The sequence below is a fragment of the Actinomycetospora lutea genome (assembly GCF_028737205.1).
Taxonomy (GTDB): Bacteria; Actinomycetota; Actinomycetes; order Mycobacteriales; family Pseudonocardiaceae; genus Actinomycetospora; species Actinomycetospora lutea.
In genome coordinates this window covers 164823-181876 of the sequence record NZ_JAQZAL010000003.1, presented here as the reverse complement: position 1 = coordinate 181876, position 17054 = coordinate 164823, and the positions used below count along the sequence as shown (strand labels likewise).

At 75.5% G+C, this 17054-nt stretch carries 19 protein-coding genes; 7 read left to right on the top strand and 12 right to left on the bottom strand.

Annotated features, from left to right (window positions below):
* Window positions 1-136: 136 nt before the first annotated feature.
* From moeZ to PHK61_RS05130, 3 genes are all read right to left on the bottom strand, one after another.
* Window positions 137-1312 carry an adenylyltransferase/sulfurtransferase MoeZ gene (moeZ, locus tag PHK61_RS05140; RefSeq protein WP_274279892.1) on the bottom strand — a complete coding sequence of 392 codons (1176 nt, stop codon included), beginning with the start codon at window positions 1310-1312 and terminating at the stop codon, window positions 137-139.
* Window positions 1313-1406: 94 nt separating this feature from the next.
* Entirely contained in the window at window positions 1407-2516 is a 1110-nt protein-coding gene (locus PHK61_RS05135; protein WP_274279891.1) for a DUF3152 domain-containing protein, read from the bottom strand.
* A gap of 12 nt (window positions 2517-2528) precedes the next feature.
* Complete coding sequence (locus tag PHK61_RS05130; RefSeq protein ID WP_274279890.1) at window positions 2529-3686, bottom strand: alpha/beta fold hydrolase; 1158 nt, start codon at window positions 3684-3686, stop codon at window positions 2529-2531.
* 248 nt (window positions 3687-3934) lie between these two features.
* Between PHK61_RS05130 and PHK61_RS05125 the strand changes: the two genes are divergently transcribed.
* Window positions 3935-4531, top strand: coding sequence for a TetR/AcrR family transcriptional regulator (locus tag PHK61_RS05125; protein ID WP_274279889.1), 597 nt, complete (start codon window positions 3935-3937; stop codon window positions 4529-4531).
* A 45-nt stretch (window positions 4532-4576) separates the two neighbouring features.
* On the opposite strand, the gene PHK61_RS05120 is transcribed toward PHK61_RS05125, so the two are convergent.
* Both PHK61_RS05120 and PHK61_RS05115 read right to left on the bottom strand, forming a co-directional pair.
* Window positions 4577-4807 (bottom strand): DUF3107 domain-containing protein, encoded by a 231-nt coding sequence (locus tag PHK61_RS05120; protein ID WP_274279888.1) that lies wholly within the window; start codon window positions 4805-4807, stop codon window positions 4577-4579.
* A gap of 69 nt (window positions 4808-4876) precedes the next feature.
* Complete coding sequence (locus PHK61_RS05115) at window positions 4877-5596, bottom strand: ferritin-like fold-containing protein (protein WP_274279887.1); 720 nt, start codon at window positions 5594-5596, stop codon at window positions 4877-4879.
* Window positions 5597-5895: 299 nt separating this feature from the next.
* On the opposite strand from PHK61_RS05115, the gene PHK61_RS05110 reads away from it, so the two are divergent.
* The 4 genes from PHK61_RS05110 to PHK61_RS05095 are packed head-to-tail and all read left to right on the top strand — an operon-like array spanning window position 5896 to window position 10830.
* Entirely contained in the window at window positions 5896-7611 is a 1716-nt protein-coding gene (locus PHK61_RS05110; RefSeq protein WP_274280027.1) for a DEAD/DEAH box helicase, read from the top strand.
* Window positions 7612-7632: 21 nt separating this feature from the next.
* Entirely contained in the window at window positions 7633-8970 is a 1338-nt protein-coding gene (locus PHK61_RS05105) for an Rv3212 family protein (protein WP_274279886.1), read from the top strand.
* Between the two features lie 25 nt (window positions 8971-8995).
* On the top strand, window positions 8996-10003 hold the full coding sequence (locus PHK61_RS05100; protein WP_274279885.1) for an alpha/beta fold hydrolase: 1008 nt from the start codon (window positions 8996-8998) through the stop codon (window positions 10001-10003).
* Window positions 10003-10830, top strand: a complete 828-nt coding sequence (locus PHK61_RS05095; RefSeq protein WP_274279884.1) for an oxygenase MpaB family protein — start codon at window positions 10003-10005, stop codon at window positions 10828-10830. The genes PHK61_RS05100 and PHK61_RS05095 overlap by 1 nt, the downstream gene beginning before the upstream one ends.
* Before the next feature lie 99 nt (window positions 10831-10929).
* Here PHK61_RS05095 and PHK61_RS05090 read toward each other — a convergent pair whose 3' ends face one another.
* The 5 genes from PHK61_RS05090 to PHK61_RS05070 are packed head-to-tail and all read right to left on the bottom strand — an operon-like array spanning window position 10930 to window position 13964.
* The gene (locus tag PHK61_RS05090; protein ID WP_274279883.1) at window positions 10930-11463 is read right to left on the bottom strand and encodes a hypothetical protein; all 534 of its coding nucleotides are present in this window, start codon (window positions 11461-11463) and stop codon (window positions 10930-10932) included.
* Window positions 11460-12326 (bottom strand): RecB family exonuclease, encoded by an 867-nt coding sequence (locus PHK61_RS05085; protein ID WP_274279882.1) that lies wholly within the window; start codon window positions 12324-12326, stop codon window positions 11460-11462. The genes PHK61_RS05090 and PHK61_RS05085 overlap by 4 nt, the downstream gene beginning before the upstream one ends.
* A gap of 11 nt (window positions 12327-12337) precedes the next feature.
* The gene (locus PHK61_RS05080; RefSeq protein ID WP_274279881.1) at window positions 12338-13228 is read right to left on the bottom strand and encodes a PHP domain-containing protein; all 891 of its coding nucleotides are present in this window, start codon (window positions 13226-13228) and stop codon (window positions 12338-12340) included.
* Between the two features lie 10 nt (window positions 13229-13238).
* Window positions 13239-13790 (bottom strand): PH domain-containing protein, encoded by a 552-nt coding sequence (locus PHK61_RS05075; RefSeq protein ID WP_274279880.1) that lies wholly within the window; start codon window positions 13788-13790, stop codon window positions 13239-13241.
* A 15-nt stretch (window positions 13791-13805) separates the two neighbouring features.
* Window positions 13806-13964 carry a hypothetical protein gene (locus PHK61_RS05070; RefSeq protein ID WP_274279879.1) on the bottom strand — a complete coding sequence of 53 codons (159 nt, stop codon included), beginning with the start codon at window positions 13962-13964 and terminating at the stop codon, window positions 13806-13808.
* Between the two features lie 107 nt (window positions 13965-14071).
* On the opposite strand from PHK61_RS05070, the gene PHK61_RS05065 reads away from it, so the two are divergent.
* A complete protein-coding gene (locus PHK61_RS05065) occupies window positions 14072-14545 on the top strand; it encodes an NUDIX domain-containing protein (protein WP_274279878.1) in 474 nt (157 codons plus the stop codon).
* Here the strand turns inward: PHK61_RS05065 and PHK61_RS05060 are convergent.
* Window positions 14533-15048, bottom strand: a complete 516-nt coding sequence (locus PHK61_RS05060; protein WP_274279877.1) for a MaoC family dehydratase — start codon at window positions 15046-15048, stop codon at window positions 14533-14535. The two genes, PHK61_RS05065 and PHK61_RS05060, sit on opposite strands and share 13 nt — an antisense overlap.
* Window positions 15049-15349: 301 nt before the next feature.
* On the opposite strand from PHK61_RS05060, the gene PHK61_RS05055 reads away from it, so the two are divergent.
* A complete protein-coding gene (locus PHK61_RS05055; protein WP_274279876.1) occupies window positions 15350-16474 on the top strand; it encodes a magnesium and cobalt transport protein CorA in 1125 nt (374 codons plus the stop codon).
* A gap of 5 nt (window positions 16475-16479) precedes the next feature.
* Here PHK61_RS05055 and PHK61_RS05050 read toward each other — a convergent pair whose 3' ends face one another.
* Window positions 16480-17001: a YflT domain-containing protein gene (locus PHK61_RS05050; protein WP_274279875.1), complete on the bottom strand. Its 522-nt coding sequence runs from the start codon at window positions 16999-17001 to the stop codon at window positions 16480-16482.
* Between the last annotated feature and the right edge of the window lie 53 nt (window positions 17002-17054).

The following is a 17054-nucleotide window of genomic DNA, read 5'->3' as shown; positions in this document are numbered from 1 at the left end:
CGGTCGGTGGTGCCCGCCGCGCCGGGTGCCGCCACCCCGGAGAAACGAACGGCGCTCTCGCTGCTATCGAAGCAGCGAGAGCGCCGTTCATCGTTCCCGGCGCGCGCACCCGGGCGAGCGCGCTACGCCTCGCGATTCAGTAGGTCGGCAGCGAGGTGTCGACCTGCTGCGCCCAGCCGGTGACGCCGCCACCGACGTGGACGGCGTTCGAGAACCCGGCGTGGTGCAGGGCCGAGAGCGCCTCGGCCGAGCGCACGCCCGACTTGCAGTACAGGATCGTCTGGCGGTCCTGCGGAATCTCGGTGAACGCCTCGCCCGACAGGATCTTGTCCTTGGGGATGAGCTTGGCGCCGGGGATCTTGACGATCTCCCACTCGTGCGGCTCGCGGACGTCGATGAGCTCGAACTTGTCGCCCGCGTCCATCTTCTCCTTGAGCTCGGTCGCCGTGATCGTGTGACCGGCCGCGGCGGACTGGGCCTCGTCGGAGACGGTGCCGCAGAAGGCCTCGTAGTCGATGAGCTCGGTGACCTCGGTGGCGTTCGGGTCGCGGCGGATCCGGACCTCGCGGTACTCCATGTCGAGGGCGTCGTAGACCTTGAGCCGGCCCAGCAGCGGGTCGCCGATGCCGCAGATCAGCTTGATGGCCTCGGTGACCATGATCGAGCCGATCGAGGCGCACAGCACGCCGAGCACGCCGCCCTCGGCGCACGACGGGACCATGCCCGGCGGCGGGGGCTCGGGGTAGAGGTGCCGGTAGTTGAGGCCCTGGCCGTTCGGGGCGTCCTCCCAGAACACCGAGACCTGGCCCTCGAAGCGGAAGATCGAGCCCCAGACGTACGGCTTGCCGAGCAGCACCGCCGCGTCGTTGACGAGGTAGCGGGTGGCGAAGTTGTCGGTGCCGTCGAGGATCAGGTCGTAGTCGCGGAAGATGTCCAGCGCGTTCGACGAGTCCAGCGGCGTCTCGTGGAGGTTGACCGTGACGAACGGGTTGATCTCGGCGACCGACTCCTTGGCCGACTGCGCCTTCGACTTCCCGATGTCGGACTGGCCGTGGATGACCTGGCGCTGCAGGTTCGACTCGTCGACGACGTCGAAGTCGACGACCCCGAGGGTGCCCACACCGGCGGCGGCCAGGTAGAGCAGCGCCGGGCTGCCGAGGCCACCGGCGCCGACGACGAGCACCTTCGCGTTCTTCAGACGCTTCTGCCCGTCGACACCGACGTCGGGGATGATCAGGTGGCGGCTGTACCGGGCGACCTCGTCCTTGGTCAGCTCCGCGGCCGGCTCCACCAGGGGCGGCAGGGATGCCATGACGGCACTCAACTCCCTATCGATGCTTTCGTCGGGTCCTCACGGCGTGCAACCGCCGCGGTCCCCTCCATGTTCCCTGCCGCCGGCCGGGGCGTCAGCCCGCGGGCGTCACCGCACCCTGGGGGTAGGGCCACGCGTTCGGGCGGCAGACCTTCCCGTCCCGCGGGATCTGGGTGCCCTGCGGGTTCTCCTCGGTGAGCTGCGCGAGGTAGTCGTTCGCGGTCCCGAAGCTCTGCTGCATCATGATCGGCGCCAGGCCGCCGGTCTCGGGGCAGGGCACGTGCGGGTTGTCGAAGACGTGCCCGACCTCGTGGTTGATGGCGTACTGGCGGTACAGGCCGAGCTGGCCCTCGAACGCCGCGGCGCCGCGCACCCAGCGCGACCCGTTGATGAGCACGCGCCCGATGTCGGACTTCCAGCACGACGCCTCGTAGCGCAGCGAGTAGCCGCACAGCCCGCGGATGGTCATCTGCGCCGAGAGGCTGACGCGGAAGTCGGGCACGCCGGTGTCGATGCGCCGGACCGCGATCTGCCCCGACCCGACCCAGCTGCGCGGGTCGGTGAGGGTCGCGTCGACGGCGGTGGCGTAGGCCTGCTCGCCCTCGGGGACGACGATGCCGTCCTCGACCTCGACGGTGTAGGTGTAGACGCGCCCCGTGCCGGCCTGCGGCGTCGTGCCCGGCACGACGTGCCAGGTGCCGTTGCCCGTCACCGGGAACGCGCCGCCAGCGGGCAGCTCCGCGGACGGGATGTCGACGTTCTGCCCGGCGCCGCGCGGCGCCTCGGTGACCACCGGCGACGGGCTCGCGGTGGGGGTCGCGAGCAGCGGTGACGCCGACCCGGCGTCACCGTCGGGCGAGACCGCCTCGACGACCGCCAGCACGGTGAGCACCACGAGCGCCGGGATCACCCACGTCCGCCACGAGCGCAGGACCGAGGACCCGCCGCCGCGCCCGCCGCCGCGCCCTCCGCCGCGCCCGCCCGGGGCGGGCCCGCTCCGGCCCCAGCCCGGCCCGGGGGCGCCCCGCCGGCGCGGGTCGCGGTCCCGGCTGCGCGACGACGACCGGGGCCGGTCGCGCAGCGCCGTCGGGGATTCGGGACGTCCGGGACGATTCGCCCGCCCCTCGCCGCGCGCCGGGGAGGCGTCGGGAGAGGAGTCGGCCGGGGCCTCCTCCCCATCGGCGCGCCTGGCCGGCCGGGTCACCCGGGCACTGTTTCACACCGGCACGGCGGCACGCGCAACCGTGCGCGCGACACCCAGCGGCAGGCGCGGTCGCCAATGGCGCAGGGTGGCGTCGTCCCCCGTCGGGCGCGCCGGCGCCCCCGCCGCCGGCCACGACCCGTCGGCCGCCGCGTCGAGCAGGCCCAGGACGGCGCGCGCGACGGTCTGCGGGCGCTCGATCTGCGCGACGTGCCCCACGCCCGGCAGGCGCAGCAGCCGCCCGGCGGGCAGCGCGGCGGCGGTGTGGGCGGCCCGGGACACGCCGACGAGGCGGTCGACCTCGCCCCACACCACGAGCGTCGGCGCGGTGACGCTCGCGGCGGCGGTCCACAGCGAGCGCGGCGAGGGCGTGAGCCAGGTGCCCAGCAGGCCGAGGAACGAGTGGTGCAGGGCCTCGGGCGCCCAGGCGAGCGCGGCGCGCTCCTCGGCCTCCTGCGCGGCCATCGCGAAGGCGCGGTCGCCGACGCGGCGCGGGTCGGCGTGGCAGAGCGCCATCGTGCGGGCGAGGCGCTCGTGGGGCGCCTCCGCGGCCTGCTCCGCCCGGGCGGCGGCGCCGAGGAACGGCAGCAGGGCCAGCGCCGCGCGCCGGCCGCCGAGGCGCGAGGGCAGCGGGCGCAGGTCGGGCATCGCCGGGCTGACGAGGGTCAGGGTGCGCACGAGGTCCGGGCGCGCCGCGGCGGTCAGCAGCGACACCGCCCCGCCGAGCGAGTTGCCGAGCAGGTGCACCGGGCCGGTGCGGCGCGCCAGGTCGTCGAGGTAGGCGGTGAGGGTCGCGGCGTGCGCGAAGGGCCGGTAGTCGCCCGACGCCGGCGGTGGCGTGCGCCCGAAGCCGGGCAGGTCGACCGCGAGCCCGCGGCAGCGCCCCGAGAGCGCGCCGGCGAGCTCGGTCCAGTTGTTCGACGAGCCGCCCAGGCCGTGCACGTAGACCGCCGTCTCGCTCGCCGGCCCCGGGGTCTCGCGCACGTGCAGGGTCGTGTCGCCGACCGTCACCTCGTGCCCCGGCCAGTACGGCGTCGGGTCGGCGGCGGTCCCCGTCGGCCCCAGCGCCGTCCGCGCGGCCAGCGGGGGCTCGGGGGTGGGTGTCGCCGAGGTGTCGCCGCGGCGTCCGGACCGGGACGGGCCGGTGGACGGCACGGGGCGGCGGACGATCACGCACACCATGATGCGGTGTCACCCGTGTGACGTCACGATGACCTCCGCCTGAACGCGGGCCGTCCCCGGGGCCCGCCGCGGGACATCGGGCGTGGCACGACCCGCACGGACGTCACCCGATGGGTAGGGTCGTGCGCTCGAGGCGGTCGAGACCGGTGCCGCCCGGACGAGCAGGACTTGGGGGCGGGGGAATGAGCGGGCAGGCCCGGCTACCGGATCGCCCCGCGGTCACCGCGGGGCGACCGCGCATGACCCGGTCCGCACGCCGGGCGCAGCTGCTCGAGGCCGCGCGCGAGGTGTTCGGTTCCCGGGGCTACCACGCTGCCGCGATGGACGAGATCGCCGAGCGCGCCGGCGTCAGCAAGCCGGTGCTCTACCAGCACTTCCCCGGCAAGCTCGACCTCTACCGCGCGCTCGTGCAGGGCGCCGCGGACGACATGGTGCGCACGGTGCGCGCGGCGATCCGCTCGACCACCGACAACAAGGCGCGCGTGCAGGCCACCATCCAGGCCTACTTCGACGTCGTGTCGTCCCGCGACGGCGCCATGCGCCTCGTGTTCGAGACCGACACGCGCGCCACGCCCGAGATCGCCGGGCTCGTCGACCGCGCCACCTCGGACTGCATCGACGCCGTCACCGAGGCCGTGACCACCGACGCGGGGCTCGAGCCCGAGCGGGCGCGCCTGCTCGCGGTGGGCCTGGTGGGCCTGTCGACGACGGCGGCGCGCTACTGGCTCGACGCCGGCCTGCAGCCCCCGCGCGAGGACGCGATCACGCTGATGTCCCAGCTCGCGTGGCGCGGGATCGGCGGGTTCCCCCGCCAGGAGGGCCAGCCGGAGGGGTGAGCGCCGGGACCCGGTGTCCCGTGGCCCCGGCGCCCGATCCCGCCTCTAGCTCCCGACCCCGAAGCCCACGCGGCGGCCCTCCTGGGGCGCGATCTCCACGTAGGCGATGCGGGCGGCGGGGATGACGTACCGGCGGCCCTTGTCGTCGGAGAGCACGAGCGTGCCGCCGCCCGAGGCCAGCGCCTCGTCGACGAGCCCCTGCACCTCGTCCGGCGACTGGTCGCTCGCGACCACCAGCTCGCGTGGGCTCTCCGCCACGCCGATCTTGACCTCCACGCGTTCCTCCGCTCGGCCCGGTGCCTGTGCCCGCGCGAGGCTAGTCCACCGGGCGGCGCAGGGTCGGCGTCAGAGCCCGAGCGCCGACAGCCGCTTGGTGTGCCGCGACTTCAGGGCCTTGAACACCGCCGCCCGCGACGTGCCGCCGAGCAGCGCGGACGCGGCCTGCGGGTGCGCGTCGAGCACCTCGGCGGCCGCGGCCAGCGTCTCGCCGAGCAGTCGCCGGCCCCACATCGCCAGGCGCCCGCGGGTCTCCTCGTCGACGGCCACCTCGTGCACGGCGCGCTCGGCGAACGCGTCGAACCCGCTCTCCCCGCTCGCCTCGCGGCCCGCGTCGGGGCCGCGCAGGAGGTCGGCGCCCGGCGCGTCCTCGGCCACCGCGCCGGTCGCGGCCACCAGGTCGACCGCCAGCGTGCGGCCGACGTAGGCGCCGACGAGGGCCTCGCCCCAGTCCCGGGACGCCGTGCGGGCCGCGAAGGAGTCGAGCACGGGCGCGAACGGCGCCATCGACGTGACGAGGTCCACACCGTGCGCGTCGAGGTGCTCGCGGATGCGCTCGACGTGCGCCATCTCGACCGCGGCGAGCGCGGCCATCTCGGCGCGCCCGGTGAGGTCCGGGGCGAGCGCGGCGTCGGCGGCGAGCCTGGTGAAGGCGGTCAGGGCGCCGTAGGCGACCGCTCCGAGCAGGTCGGCGGCCGGCGGACCCGGGACCGTCGCGGGCTCCGTCGCGGCGTCGCGGGGGGCCGTCGACGGGGCGGGGGCGGGGCGGCCGCTGTCGTGCTCGGTCACGGGCGACCACCCTAGGGGGACGGCGGGACCCCGGCGGTGACACGGCGGTTGCGGGTCGACCGGTACCATGGCGACGTCCCGCGGTGCATGCACCGTCGCCGACCGCCCCGGTCGCCGTCCTGCGCCGCGGAACGCACCCGAGCGTGCGGGCGCCTCTGTCGGCTCTCCCGCGTCCGGTGACGTGGTACCCGGCTCCGACGAGGGAGCGGGCACCGGCATCAACCGTGCACCGTCGCCGACCCCGGACGTGGTCGAGCAGCCAGCAAGCCTCGCGCGCGAGACGCGAGAGAGGCAGACCCCTGACCACCATCACTCCCGACAACCCCACCGACGAGGAGCCGGTCGCCGAGCCGCTCAAGGCCGGCGCCCCCGTCACCGAGGACGCCCCCACCTTCGCCGAGCTCGGCGTCGACCCCGCGATCGTCAGCGCGCTGGCGAAGGCCGGCATCGAGCGCACGTTCGCGATCCAGGAGCTGACCCTGCCGCTGGCGCTCGCCGGCGAGGACGTCATCGGCCAGGCCCGCACGGGCACGGGCAAGACCCTCGGCTTCGGCGTCCCGCTCCTGCAGCGGCTCGGCACGCCGGGCGACGGGACGCCGCAGGCGCTCGTCGTCGTCCCGACCCGCGAGCTGTGCGTGCAGGTCGCCAAGGACATCGAGGGCGCATCCGCCAACCTGGGCACCCGCGTCGTCTCGATCTACGGCGGTCGCCCCTACGAGGGCCAGATCGCGGCCCTGCAGCGCGGCGTCGACTTCGTCGTCGGCACGCCCGGCCGCCTGCTGGACCTGGCCCAGCAGGGCCACCTCGTGCTGGCGAAGGTCGGCGGGCTCGTGCTCGACGAGGCCGACGAGATGCTCGACCTGGGCTTCCTGCCCGACGTCGAGCGCATCCTCGGCATGCTGCCCGAGCGCCGCCAGACGATGCTGTTCTCGGCCACGATGCCCGGCCCGATCATCACGCTGGCCCGCACGTTCCTGACGCAGCCGACGCACATCCGCGCCGAGCAGGTCGACGCCAGCGCGATCGGCGAGAAGACCGCGCAGTTCGTCTACCGCGCCCACGCGCTCGACAAGGTCGAGCTGCTCGCGCGCACCCTGCAGGCCACCGACCGCGGTCCGACGATGGTGTTCACCCGCACCAAGCGCACGGCCAGCAAGGTCTCCGAGGAGCTCGCCGAGCGCGGCTTCGCCGTCGGCGCCGTCCACGGCGACCTCGGGCAGGGGGCCCGCGAGCACGCGCTCAAGGCCTTCCGCGACGGGCGCATCGACGTGCTGGTCTGCACCGACGTCGCCGCCCGCGGCATCGACGTCACCGGCGTCACGCACGTCATCAACTACCAGTGCCCGGACGATGCCAAGACCTACATCCACCGCATCGGGCGCACCGGCCGGGCGGGACTCACGGGCATCGCGGTCACGCTCGTCGACTGGGACGACCTCCCGAAGTGGAAGATGATCTCCGACGACCTGGGGCTCGGCGCCCCGGAGCCGCCGGAGACCTACTCCAGCTCGCCGCACCTCTTCGCCGACCTCGGCATCCCCGAGGGCGCCACCGGCCGGGTCGCCCGCCGGCGCCGGCCGGCCGAGGAGGAGGCCGAGGACGGCCCGAAGCGCGAGAGCACCGACCGGGGCCGCTCGCGCGGGCGCTCCCGGGGCGGTCGCGGCAACGGGGACGCCGGGTCCTCCGACGAGACCCCGGACGAGGGCGGCGACACGCCCCGCCGCGGGCGCAGCTCGCGCTCGCGCACCCGGCGGCGCAACGGCGAGGTCGTCGCGGGGCCGGAGGCCGAGGGCAGCGGCGAGGGCACCGGAGAGGGCAGCGGCGAGGCGACCGGGAGCACCGGCACCCCCGACGCCGGCGAGCGTCACGAGGAGACCTCCGGCGAGGGCGAGGGTGGCCGGCGTCGCCGGCGCCGTCGCGGCGGCCGGGGGTCCGGCGCGTCGCGGGGCTCGGACGGCGCCGAGGCGCCGACGAGCCCGGAGACCGCGGACGCCGTGGCGGCGTCGACCGAGTAGCCCCCGAGTAGCCCCCCGCCGGTGACCTCGCCGACCTCGGCACGACCGTCCCCCGGGTCCACGGATCCGGGGAGCGGGCGGCCGCCCCGTCGCCGCCTGCCGCGCCCCGAGCGCCGCAGCCGCGGCGACCTCGTGGCCGTCGCCATGCTCGTGGTGGCCGCGGTGGTCGGCACGCTGCTCGTCCTCGCCTCCGGGGACGCGCAGGACACCGAGCTGGTGTCCGACGGCCCGCCGTTGCAGCCGGGCCCCGACGGGCCGGTCCCGACCGCGCTCGTCGAGGCCTGGCGGGCCGAGAGCCCGTCCACGCCGGCGCCGCTCGCGGTGGGTCCGGCCGTGGTCACCGCGGGACCGGACGGGGTCGTCGGCCACGACCCGGTGACCGGCCGCGAGGCGTGGCGCTACGCGCGCCCCGAGGCCCCGTGCACGGTCGGCACCGGCTTCGGCGACGTCCTCGCCGTCTACCGCACCGCCGGGCCGCTGGGCAGCTGGTGCTCCGACGTGGCCGCCCTCGAGCCCGACACCGGCGCCCGCGGTCCATCGCGCAACGCCGACCTGCGCGAGGGCACGCGCCTGCTCGCCGACCGCGACCACGTCACGGGCACCGGCGCCGACCACGTCGAGACCTGGCGCTCCGACCTCGTGCTCACCACCGAGGCCGGCCGGATCCCGACGCCCGTCCAGCCGCCCGACGCGCAGCCGCGGGCGGCGTGCGCCAACGGCTCGATCGCCGTGGGGGGCGGCACCGTCGGGATGATCCAGCGCTGCCCCGGCGACGACTCCGACCGCCTCACCGTCCTCGACGCCGACCCGCAGAGCTCGGAGAAGCCCGAGGAGCGCTCGAGCACGCTGCTCGGGGTGCGCGGCGCGCGGCTCGTCGCCCTGACCGACCAGCGCGCGGCCTGGGCCGCGCCGGACGGGACGCTGCACGTCGTCGGCACCTCGGCCGACGCGGACACGCTCGTGCCCGAGACGGTGTTCCCCCTCGGCGCCGCGGCCGGCCCCACCACCGACCCGCCCGACCTCGCGGCCACGGTCCGCCCGGTCGGGCCGGTGCTGCTGTGGTGGACGGGCACGGCGACCGTCGGGCTCGACGCCGGCGACCTGCGCCCCCGCTGGACGGTGCCCGGGACCCTCGGCGCCGGCGCCGCGTGGCCCGGGAGCGCCCCGGCCGCCGTCGCGCTCGTGCCGGTGCCCGACGGCCTCGCGGTGCTGGACGCGGCCACCGGCGCCCCGCGCGGCCCGGTCGTCCCCGTGCGCCGCGACGTCGCGCCGGGCACCCCGGTCGCCGTCGCCGCGACGGGCACGACGCTGGTGGAGCTGCGGGGCCCGACGGTCGTCGCGCTCCGTCCGCCGGGCTGACCCCGGATACGGCAGACTGACCGAGGTGGGCCGCCCCGAGACCCCCGGCACCGCCGATCCCGCCGCCGTCCCCGGCCGCGGGACGGTGGACGGTGCCGGCCTGCGGCCGCCCGACGCCACCCCGGCCGCCCTCACCGTGGGCCCCGCCGAGGCCCAGCGCCATCCCCACGCCGCGCGCCCGGTCACCGTCGCGTCCTCGCTCGGGCCGCTCGCGGGCCTGCGCGCCGACGCGGACGAGTCGGCGTCGGTGGGCGGTCCGCCCGCCACGGCGCTGCTGCTGCCGGGCTACTCCGGCTCGAAGGAGGACTTCGCGCCGCTGATCGACCCGATCGCGGCCGCGGGGATCGGGGTGCTGGCGGTCGACCTGCCGGGCCAGTACGAGTCGCCGGGCCCGGACGCCGAGCACGAGTACCGGCCGTCGTCGCTCGGCCCGGTGATCGCCGGGGTGGTCGCCGACGAGGCCGGGGCGGGGCGCCGGGTGCTGCTGCTCGGGCACTCCTACGGCGGTCTCGTGGCCCGCGCAGCCGTCCTGGCCGGGGCCCCGGTGCGCGGGCTGACGCTCATGGACTCGGGGCCCGGCGAGCTGCCGATGGGCCGGCGCCGCAGCGACCTCGACGTGGTCGAGCCCGTCCTGCGCCGCCGAGGCATCGACGAGATGATCGCGCTGCGCGACGCCTCGGGCCAGTGGTCGTCGACCCATCCGCACGTCGTCGAGCTGCTGCGCGAGCGGCTGCGGCGCACCGCGATCGCCGCCCTGCTGGGGATGGGCGACGCGCTGCGCTCCGAGGACGACCGCACCGCCGAGCTGGTCGCCGCCGTACGGTCGCGGCGGGTGCCGTGCCTCGTGGTGTGCGGCATCGACGACGACGCCTGGCCGGTCAGCATGCAGCGCACGATGGCCGACCGGCTCGAGGCCGAGTTCGCCGCCGTGCCGCACGCCACGCACGCCCCGAACGTCGAGAACCCGTCGGCGCTGCTCGACGTCCTGGTCCCGACGTGGCGGACGTGGCTGCGCGACGACATCCTCGGGTGATGGCGTCCCTCGATCCGGCCGACGGGTACTTCGGCCCGGGCAGCATGACCTGGCGCGTGCTCGCCGACCCGGCCGCCGGCGTGGGCGGGGTGTCCGCGCTGTTCCTGCAGGCGCTGCACCCGCTGGCGATGGCGGGGGTCTCGGAGCACTCGGACTTCGACACCGCCTTCTGGCCGCGCCTGCAGCGCACCGCCGAGTACGTCATGACGGTGACCTACGCCGATCGCGAGCGCGTCGACGCCGTCGCCGCCCGCGTGCGCCGGGCCCACGAGTCCGTGCGCGGCACCGACCCCGTCACCGGGCTCCCCTACGCCGCGGGCGACGAGGAGCTCCTGCGCTGGGTGCACGTCACCGAGGTCAGCTCGTTCCTCGAGGCGGTGCGCCGCGCCGGCGCGCCGATCAGCGACGTCGAGGCCGACGCGTTCTACCGCGAGCAGGTCGTCGCCGCCCGCCTGCTCGGGGCCCGCGACGTCCCGGCCAGCCGCGCGGAGGTCGCCGACTACGTCGCCGACGTGCGCCGCGACCTGCGCGCCTCACCCGTCAGCCGGGCCGCGGTGCTGCGCCTGCTCGTGCCGCCGATGTCGCTGCGCACCACGTTGACCACCCCCGCCCGCCCGGCGTGGACGGCGGTCGCCGCGCTCGGCTTCGCGCTCCAGCCGCGCTGGGCGCGCCGGATGCACGGCGTCCCGGCCCTGCCGACCACCGATCTCGGCGCCACTCTGACCCTGCGTGCCCTGCGCACGGCCGTCCTCGCCCTGCCCGAGCACTGGCGCCACGGCCCGATCGCCCGCGAGGCCCTCGCCCGCGAACGCGCGGCGGTGTCCTGAGCGGGGGGTCCCGCCCCCGTGGAGCGAGGGAGTCCCTGGGTGCCTCGGAGGCAGCGGAGGTGACACTCGCTCCGCACCGGCCCGCGCGCTCGTCCCGCGCTACGCCCACCACACGATCGCGAGCACGAGGAACAGGATCACGGGCACCGAGGCCGCGGCGACGACCGCCAGGACGGGCGAGGTGCGGCGGTGCGCGGCGAGTGCGGTGGCGGCGACCGCCGCGCCGGCGCCGACCAGGTGCCCGGCGACGGTGTCGACGCCCGGCCCCGGCCCGCCGAGGAACCACGGCGCCACGATCACGACCACCGCGAGCACCACGAGCCCGCCCGCGAGCACCCGGGCCAGGGCCACCAGGCGCCGCCGGGTGCCGACGAGACGCTCGGGCGGGCGCGCGAACGACCCGGTGGCGAGCCCGCGGGGCGGGGTCGGCCGGCCGGCGCCGCGCGAGCGCTCCCGGCGCCTCGCGGCGCGGGGCACCCCGGCCGGCGAGGTCCAGCGGTCCGGCGGCACCCACGAGCCGGTCGAGGTCACCCCCGGCACGTCACCCCGCGGTGGCGTCGGCTCATCGTGCGGCGACCAGGCGCGGGGCGGGGTCGGCCCGGTGCCGTCGTGGGGGTCGGGCTCGGCGCTCACGGGGCCAGCCCCGCCCACGCCGGCTCGGCCGCGGCGGCGGCGCGCCCCTCGGGGCAGTGACGCCGGACGTCGCAGGCGCCACAGCGGGGCCCGGGCGCGGGCGGGAAGAGGTCCTCGGCGCGCCGCGGGTCCTCCTCCAGCGCGTCGGTGGCCGCCCCGAGCGCGACGGCACCGGCCTCGGCCCGCTCGCGGTGGGCGGCCAGGCTCGCCTCGTCGTGCTCGGCGGCCGCGACGGTGGCACTGGGCAGGTGGTGCAGCTCGACGCGGTGGCACGGGCGCCGCAAGGTGCGCCGGGCCGCGAGCACGTAGAGCGCCAGCGCGGGCGAGCGGCGCGCGTCGTCGGCGTCGGGGACGTGGCGCCCGGTCTTGTAGTCGACGACCACGACCTCGGGTCCGGCATCGCCCTCGCGCTGGTCGAGGCGGTCGGCGCGGCCCTCGGCGACCATGGCGCCGACCGGCGCGGACAGCCAGCGCTCCAGGCCCACGACCTCGCCCATCGGCTCCGGGGCGCCCTCGACCGCGTGGCGCTCGACGTAGTCGGCGACCCAGGTCCGGGCGCGCTCGCGGTAGGTCGCGACCTGGGCGTCGTCGCGGAACCCCTCGGACGACCACTGGCGGTCGACCTCCGCGGCGGCGCGCGCGGCGCTGCGCCGGGCGGGCGGCTCGCCGTACACCGCCTGCAGCGCGTTGTGCACCACCGCGCCGAGCGTGCTCGCCGCCCGCGGGCCGCCGCGCGGCGGCACCGGCCGGTCGAGGTAGGTCAGGCGGTACCGGCGCCGGCAGTCCTGCCACGTGGCGAGACGCGACGGGGTCACGCGGACCAGGCGGGCGGGCATGCCGTCCAGACCCAGCTGCATGCTCATCGCCTCCCACCCTAGGCGGCGCCGGGGTCTCGGCCCGCGAGCACCTCGACGCCCGACGCGCGCTCCTCCGCCCGCCCGACGAGCGCCTCGAACTCCGCCGGCGCCGTCGTCTCCGCGGCGATCGCGGTCGTCTTGTTGGTGCCGTGGTAGTCGCTCGAGCCGGTGACCAGCAGGCCCGTCTCCGCGGCCAGGTCGCGCAGGGCCGCGCGGTCCTCGGGGCCGTGGTCGGGGTGGTCGACCTCGACCCCGTCGAGCCCCGCCGCGGCCAGGTCGCGGATCACCGACGCGTCGACGCACGGTCCGCGTCGGCGCGCGAACGCGTGCGCGAACACCGCGACCCCGCCCGCCGCCCTGATCATCGCGACCGCCGTGGCGATCGGGGTGTTGTACTTCTCGACGTAGTACGGGCCGTCCTTGGCCAGGACGTGCTCGAACGCCTCCGACACCGAGCCGACGACACCGGCGTCGAGCAGCGCCTGCCCGATGTGCGGCCGGCCGGCGGGCGAGTCGGCCGGCAGGCGCGCCAGCAGGGCCTCGCCGTCGATCGGCAGCCCGCCCGCGGCCATCCGCTCCCCCATCGCCCGCACCCGCTCGCGACGGGAGCCGCGCACCCGCTCCTGCTCGGCGGCGATCGCCGAGTCGGCGGGGTCGAAGAGGTAGCCCAGCAGGTGGGCGGTGACCTCGCCGCCGCGCCCGTCGGGGCTCACGGTGGAGAACTCGGCGCCGCGCACCAGCGTCAGGGCCGACGGCCGGGCCTCGGCCGCCTCCGCCCAGCCCGCCGTCGTGTCGTGGTCGGTGAGCGCGAGCACGGTGACGCCCGCGTGGACCGCCGTCGCGAGCAGCTCGGCCGGCGTCTCGGTGCCGTCGGAGACCGACGAGTGGGTGTGGAGGTCGATCGTCACCCGGTGAGTGTCAACGCCGGCGCGCCCGCGCGCCGCCGAAGCCCGATCCCGGCAGCGTGTACGAGCGGGTCTGGCGCTTGTCGCCGAACACCAGCTCGGAGATGGCCTCGTAGACCTCTTCGGGGTCGGGGAGGTAGTCGATGCGGTTGAGCGCCTGGATCTGGCCGGCCGACTCGATGACCATCGTCCCGTAGCCGAGCATGCGTCCGAGCAGGGTGCGCTCGAACGTCAGGTCGGTGACCTTGGTCAGCGGCATCATGCCCGCCTGGTGGGTGATGATGCCCTTGGTCAGCATCACGCGCTTGTCGGTGACGACGACCTTCTCGACCCACCACTCGCTGACCTTGTAGCTGGTCTTCAGCAGCACGAGCAGCGCGCCGTACCAGAACAGGTTGTCCAGCACGACGTTCTGGGGCAGGTACGCCGCCCCGAGCGCCAGCAGGACGAACAGCACGACGGCCTGCAGCACCTCGCTGAGGATGACCGCCCAGTGGCGCCGGAAACGGATCACCCGCCGCTCGGTGGGCAGGACGTACTCGTCGACCTCGCGGGGTGCCAGCACGTCGGGCCTCCGGACCTAGAACAGCGCGCGGATGAATTCCACCACCGATGCTGCCGCATCGCCCAGGATCGTGAGGATGCTGAGCACCAGATCGGCCGACGCCTGCGGTTGGGAGATGACGAAGAACAGCGCGAACGCGACACCCACGATGATGCCGATCTTCTTCGCGTTCACCAGGTGTCCCTCGCGGTGGTCGTCGCCGTGTCGTGATCAGTATGGGTCGCCCGGGCCGCGACGGGCATCGGGCGACCCGGGTGATACTAGTGTGATCTCGTGTGACGATGGGTGACCCCGGGGTGCGTGGCGGCGCGTCGCCCGACACGTCCGGGGACATCCCCTGCGTCGGGGGGATCGTCACCGATCCCCGCGGCCGCCTGCTGCTCGTCCGCCGCGCCCATGACCCCGAGGCGGGACGCTGGTCGCTGCCCGGCGGCAAGGTCGAGCCGGACGAGTCCGTCCGCGACGCCACGGCGCGCGAGGTCGCCGAGGAGACCGGGCTCGACGTCGTCGTCGGCGAGGAGGTCGGGCACGTGCGCCGGCCCGCGCCGGACGGGCGCACGTTCGCGATCCACGACTTCCGCTGCCGGCTGTCCGACGAGGGCGACCCCGACGCGGTCCCGCGCGCAGGCGACGACGCCGCCGACGCCCGGTGGGTCGACGGCGCCGCCTACGCCGCGCTCGACGCCGCCGGCGAGCTCGTGTCCGGGCTCACCGCCGCGCTGCGTGGCTGGGATTGCCTGCCTCAGTCGCGCTGAGGGACGGGACGACGAGGCTGCTCCGCGGTGAAGGCCTCGTCCGCGCCCTCGGACGCCGGGCGCTTGGGCACCATCACCTTGCGGCGGTAGATGCACACGACGACACCGTCCTGGTTGTAGCCGATCGTCTCGACCTGCACGACGCCGCGGTCGTTCTTCGACGACGACTCCTTCTTGTCGAGCACCGTCGACTCGCCGTAGATCGTGTCGCCGTGGAACACCGGCTTGACGTGGCGCAGCGACTCGACCTCGAGGTTCGCGATCGCCTTGCCCGACACGTCGGCGACCGACATCCCGAGCAGCAGCGAGTAGACGTAGTTGCCGACGACGACGTTGCGGCCCTGCTGCGTGCCCTCGGCGTAGTGGGAGTCGAGGTGCAGCGGGTGGTGGTTCATCGTGATCAGGCAGAAGAGGTGGTCGTCGTACTCGGTGACCGTCTTGCCCGGCCAGTGCTTGTACGTCGCGCCGACCTCGAACTCCTCGAAGTACCGACCGAACTGCACGGATCCGCCTCCTGAACGTCTGTGGTCGTGCGGGCGCCGATCCGGGGGACGTACCGCCCGGGACCGACAGCGCCGGCGAGGGTCGCTAGGATGACGGATCGTCCGAGGTCGTGTCGCGCGAGGCGAGGGAGGTGAGACGTGGACGACTCCTATCGCAGGGCCGCTGCCCTGCCCCCGAGTACGGGCCGCGTCCCCTCCCCGGTGACGCCCGGGCGCTGAGCGCCGTGGGGTGGTCCGGGAGGGACGCGGTGGCCGAAGCGCCCGTCGTCCCCGTCACACCGTCCGGTCCCCGGAGGTCCCCATGGCTGCCCTGCCCACGCTGCGCAACGCCGGAGCCCGCGTGATCCGCCCCGGCCGTCCCCGCACGCAGGATCCGCGGGTCCCCCACGTGCCGCTCGCCGCGTTCGTCGTCGACTGCGCGGTGTACGTCGACGGCAAGCGCCTCGAGGGCCGGTGGAACCACCGCGACGCCATCGCCGAGGTGCGCCGGCGCGAGGAGGGCTTCGTCTGGATCGGGCTGCACGAGCCCGACGCGGAGCAGATCCAGGACATCGCCGAGGTGTTCGGGCTGCACCCGCTGGCCGTCGAGGACGCCGTGCACGCCCACCAGCGCCCGAAGATGGAGCGCTACAGCGCGGCCAACGGTGCCGCGGGGTGCGCCGACGACATGCTGTTCTCGGTGTTCAAGACCATGCGCTACGTCGCACACGCGTCGCCGACCACCGCGAACGAGATCGTCGAGTCCGGCGAGCTGATGGTCTTCCTCGGCAAGGACTTCGTCGTCACGGTGCGGCACGGCCAGCACTCTGGCCTGCGTCGCGTGCGCCACCTGCTCGAGGCCGACCCCGAGCACCTCGCCCAGGGCCCGGCCGTCGTGCTGCACGCCGTGGCCGACCACATCGTCGACGCCTACCTCGAGGTCTCCCAGGGCGTCGAGGGCGACATCGACACCATGGAGGCCGAGGTCTTCGCCCCGTACAGCGAGGTCGGCGCCGAGCAGATCTACCTGATGAAGCGCGAGGTGCTCGAGCTGCGGCGCGCGGTGACCCCGCTCGTGACGCCGATGCGCCGGCTCACCGAGGGCTACTCGCCGCTCGTGCCGTCGGACGTGCGCAGCTACTTCCGCGACGTCGACGACCACCTCGCGACGGTGGCCGAGCGCGTCGCCTCGTTCGACGAGCTGCTCACGACCCTGGTCGACGCGGTCCTGGCGAAGATCACGCTGCGCCAGAACAACGACATGCGCAAGATCACCGCGTACGCGGCGCTGCTCGCCGTGCCGACCATGCTCGCCGGCATCTACGGCATGAACTTCGACTACATGCCCGAGCTGCACTGGGAGTTCGGCTACCCCGCGGTGATCCTCGTGATCCTGACCATCTGCGCCGTCCTGTGGCGGACGTTCCGCAGGAACCGCTGGCTGTAGCCGGTCTAGCCGTCGGTGCCCATCGCGAGCTTGCCGAGCATGTCGCGGGCCTTCTCGGCGTTGCGGGGCTGGCACAGGACGTCGTAGCGCCCGGCCACGATCTGGCTCTGCGAGGTGAAGTCCCGCCGGCCGCGCGAGGCGCCGTAGGTGATGGCCCCGGACACGACGCCGAACACGATGCCGATGACGAGTCCGGTGAGGATCGCGCCGAGGCCGCCGATGCCGCCGGTGGGCGAGAGCAGGGAGAGCACGAGGCCCACGAACAGACCGAGCCAGGCACCCGATGCGGCGCCCGTGGCCAGCACGCGGCCCCAGGTCAGACGGCCGATGACCCGCTCGACGAGCATGAGGTCGACACCGACGATGGTGACGTCGGCGACGGGGAACTCGTTGTCCGCGAGGTGGTCGACCGCGCGCTGGGCCTCCTCGTACTTCGCGTAGGAGCCGACCGGCCAGCCCGACGGCGGCTCGGGAAGATTGGGCAGCCCGGGCTGGGTACCGGGGCGCCCGGTGAACGGCGCAGTCACGACGATCCCTCGCTGTCCTCTCGACGATCTCGCCCTGTCCAACGGCGGACCCC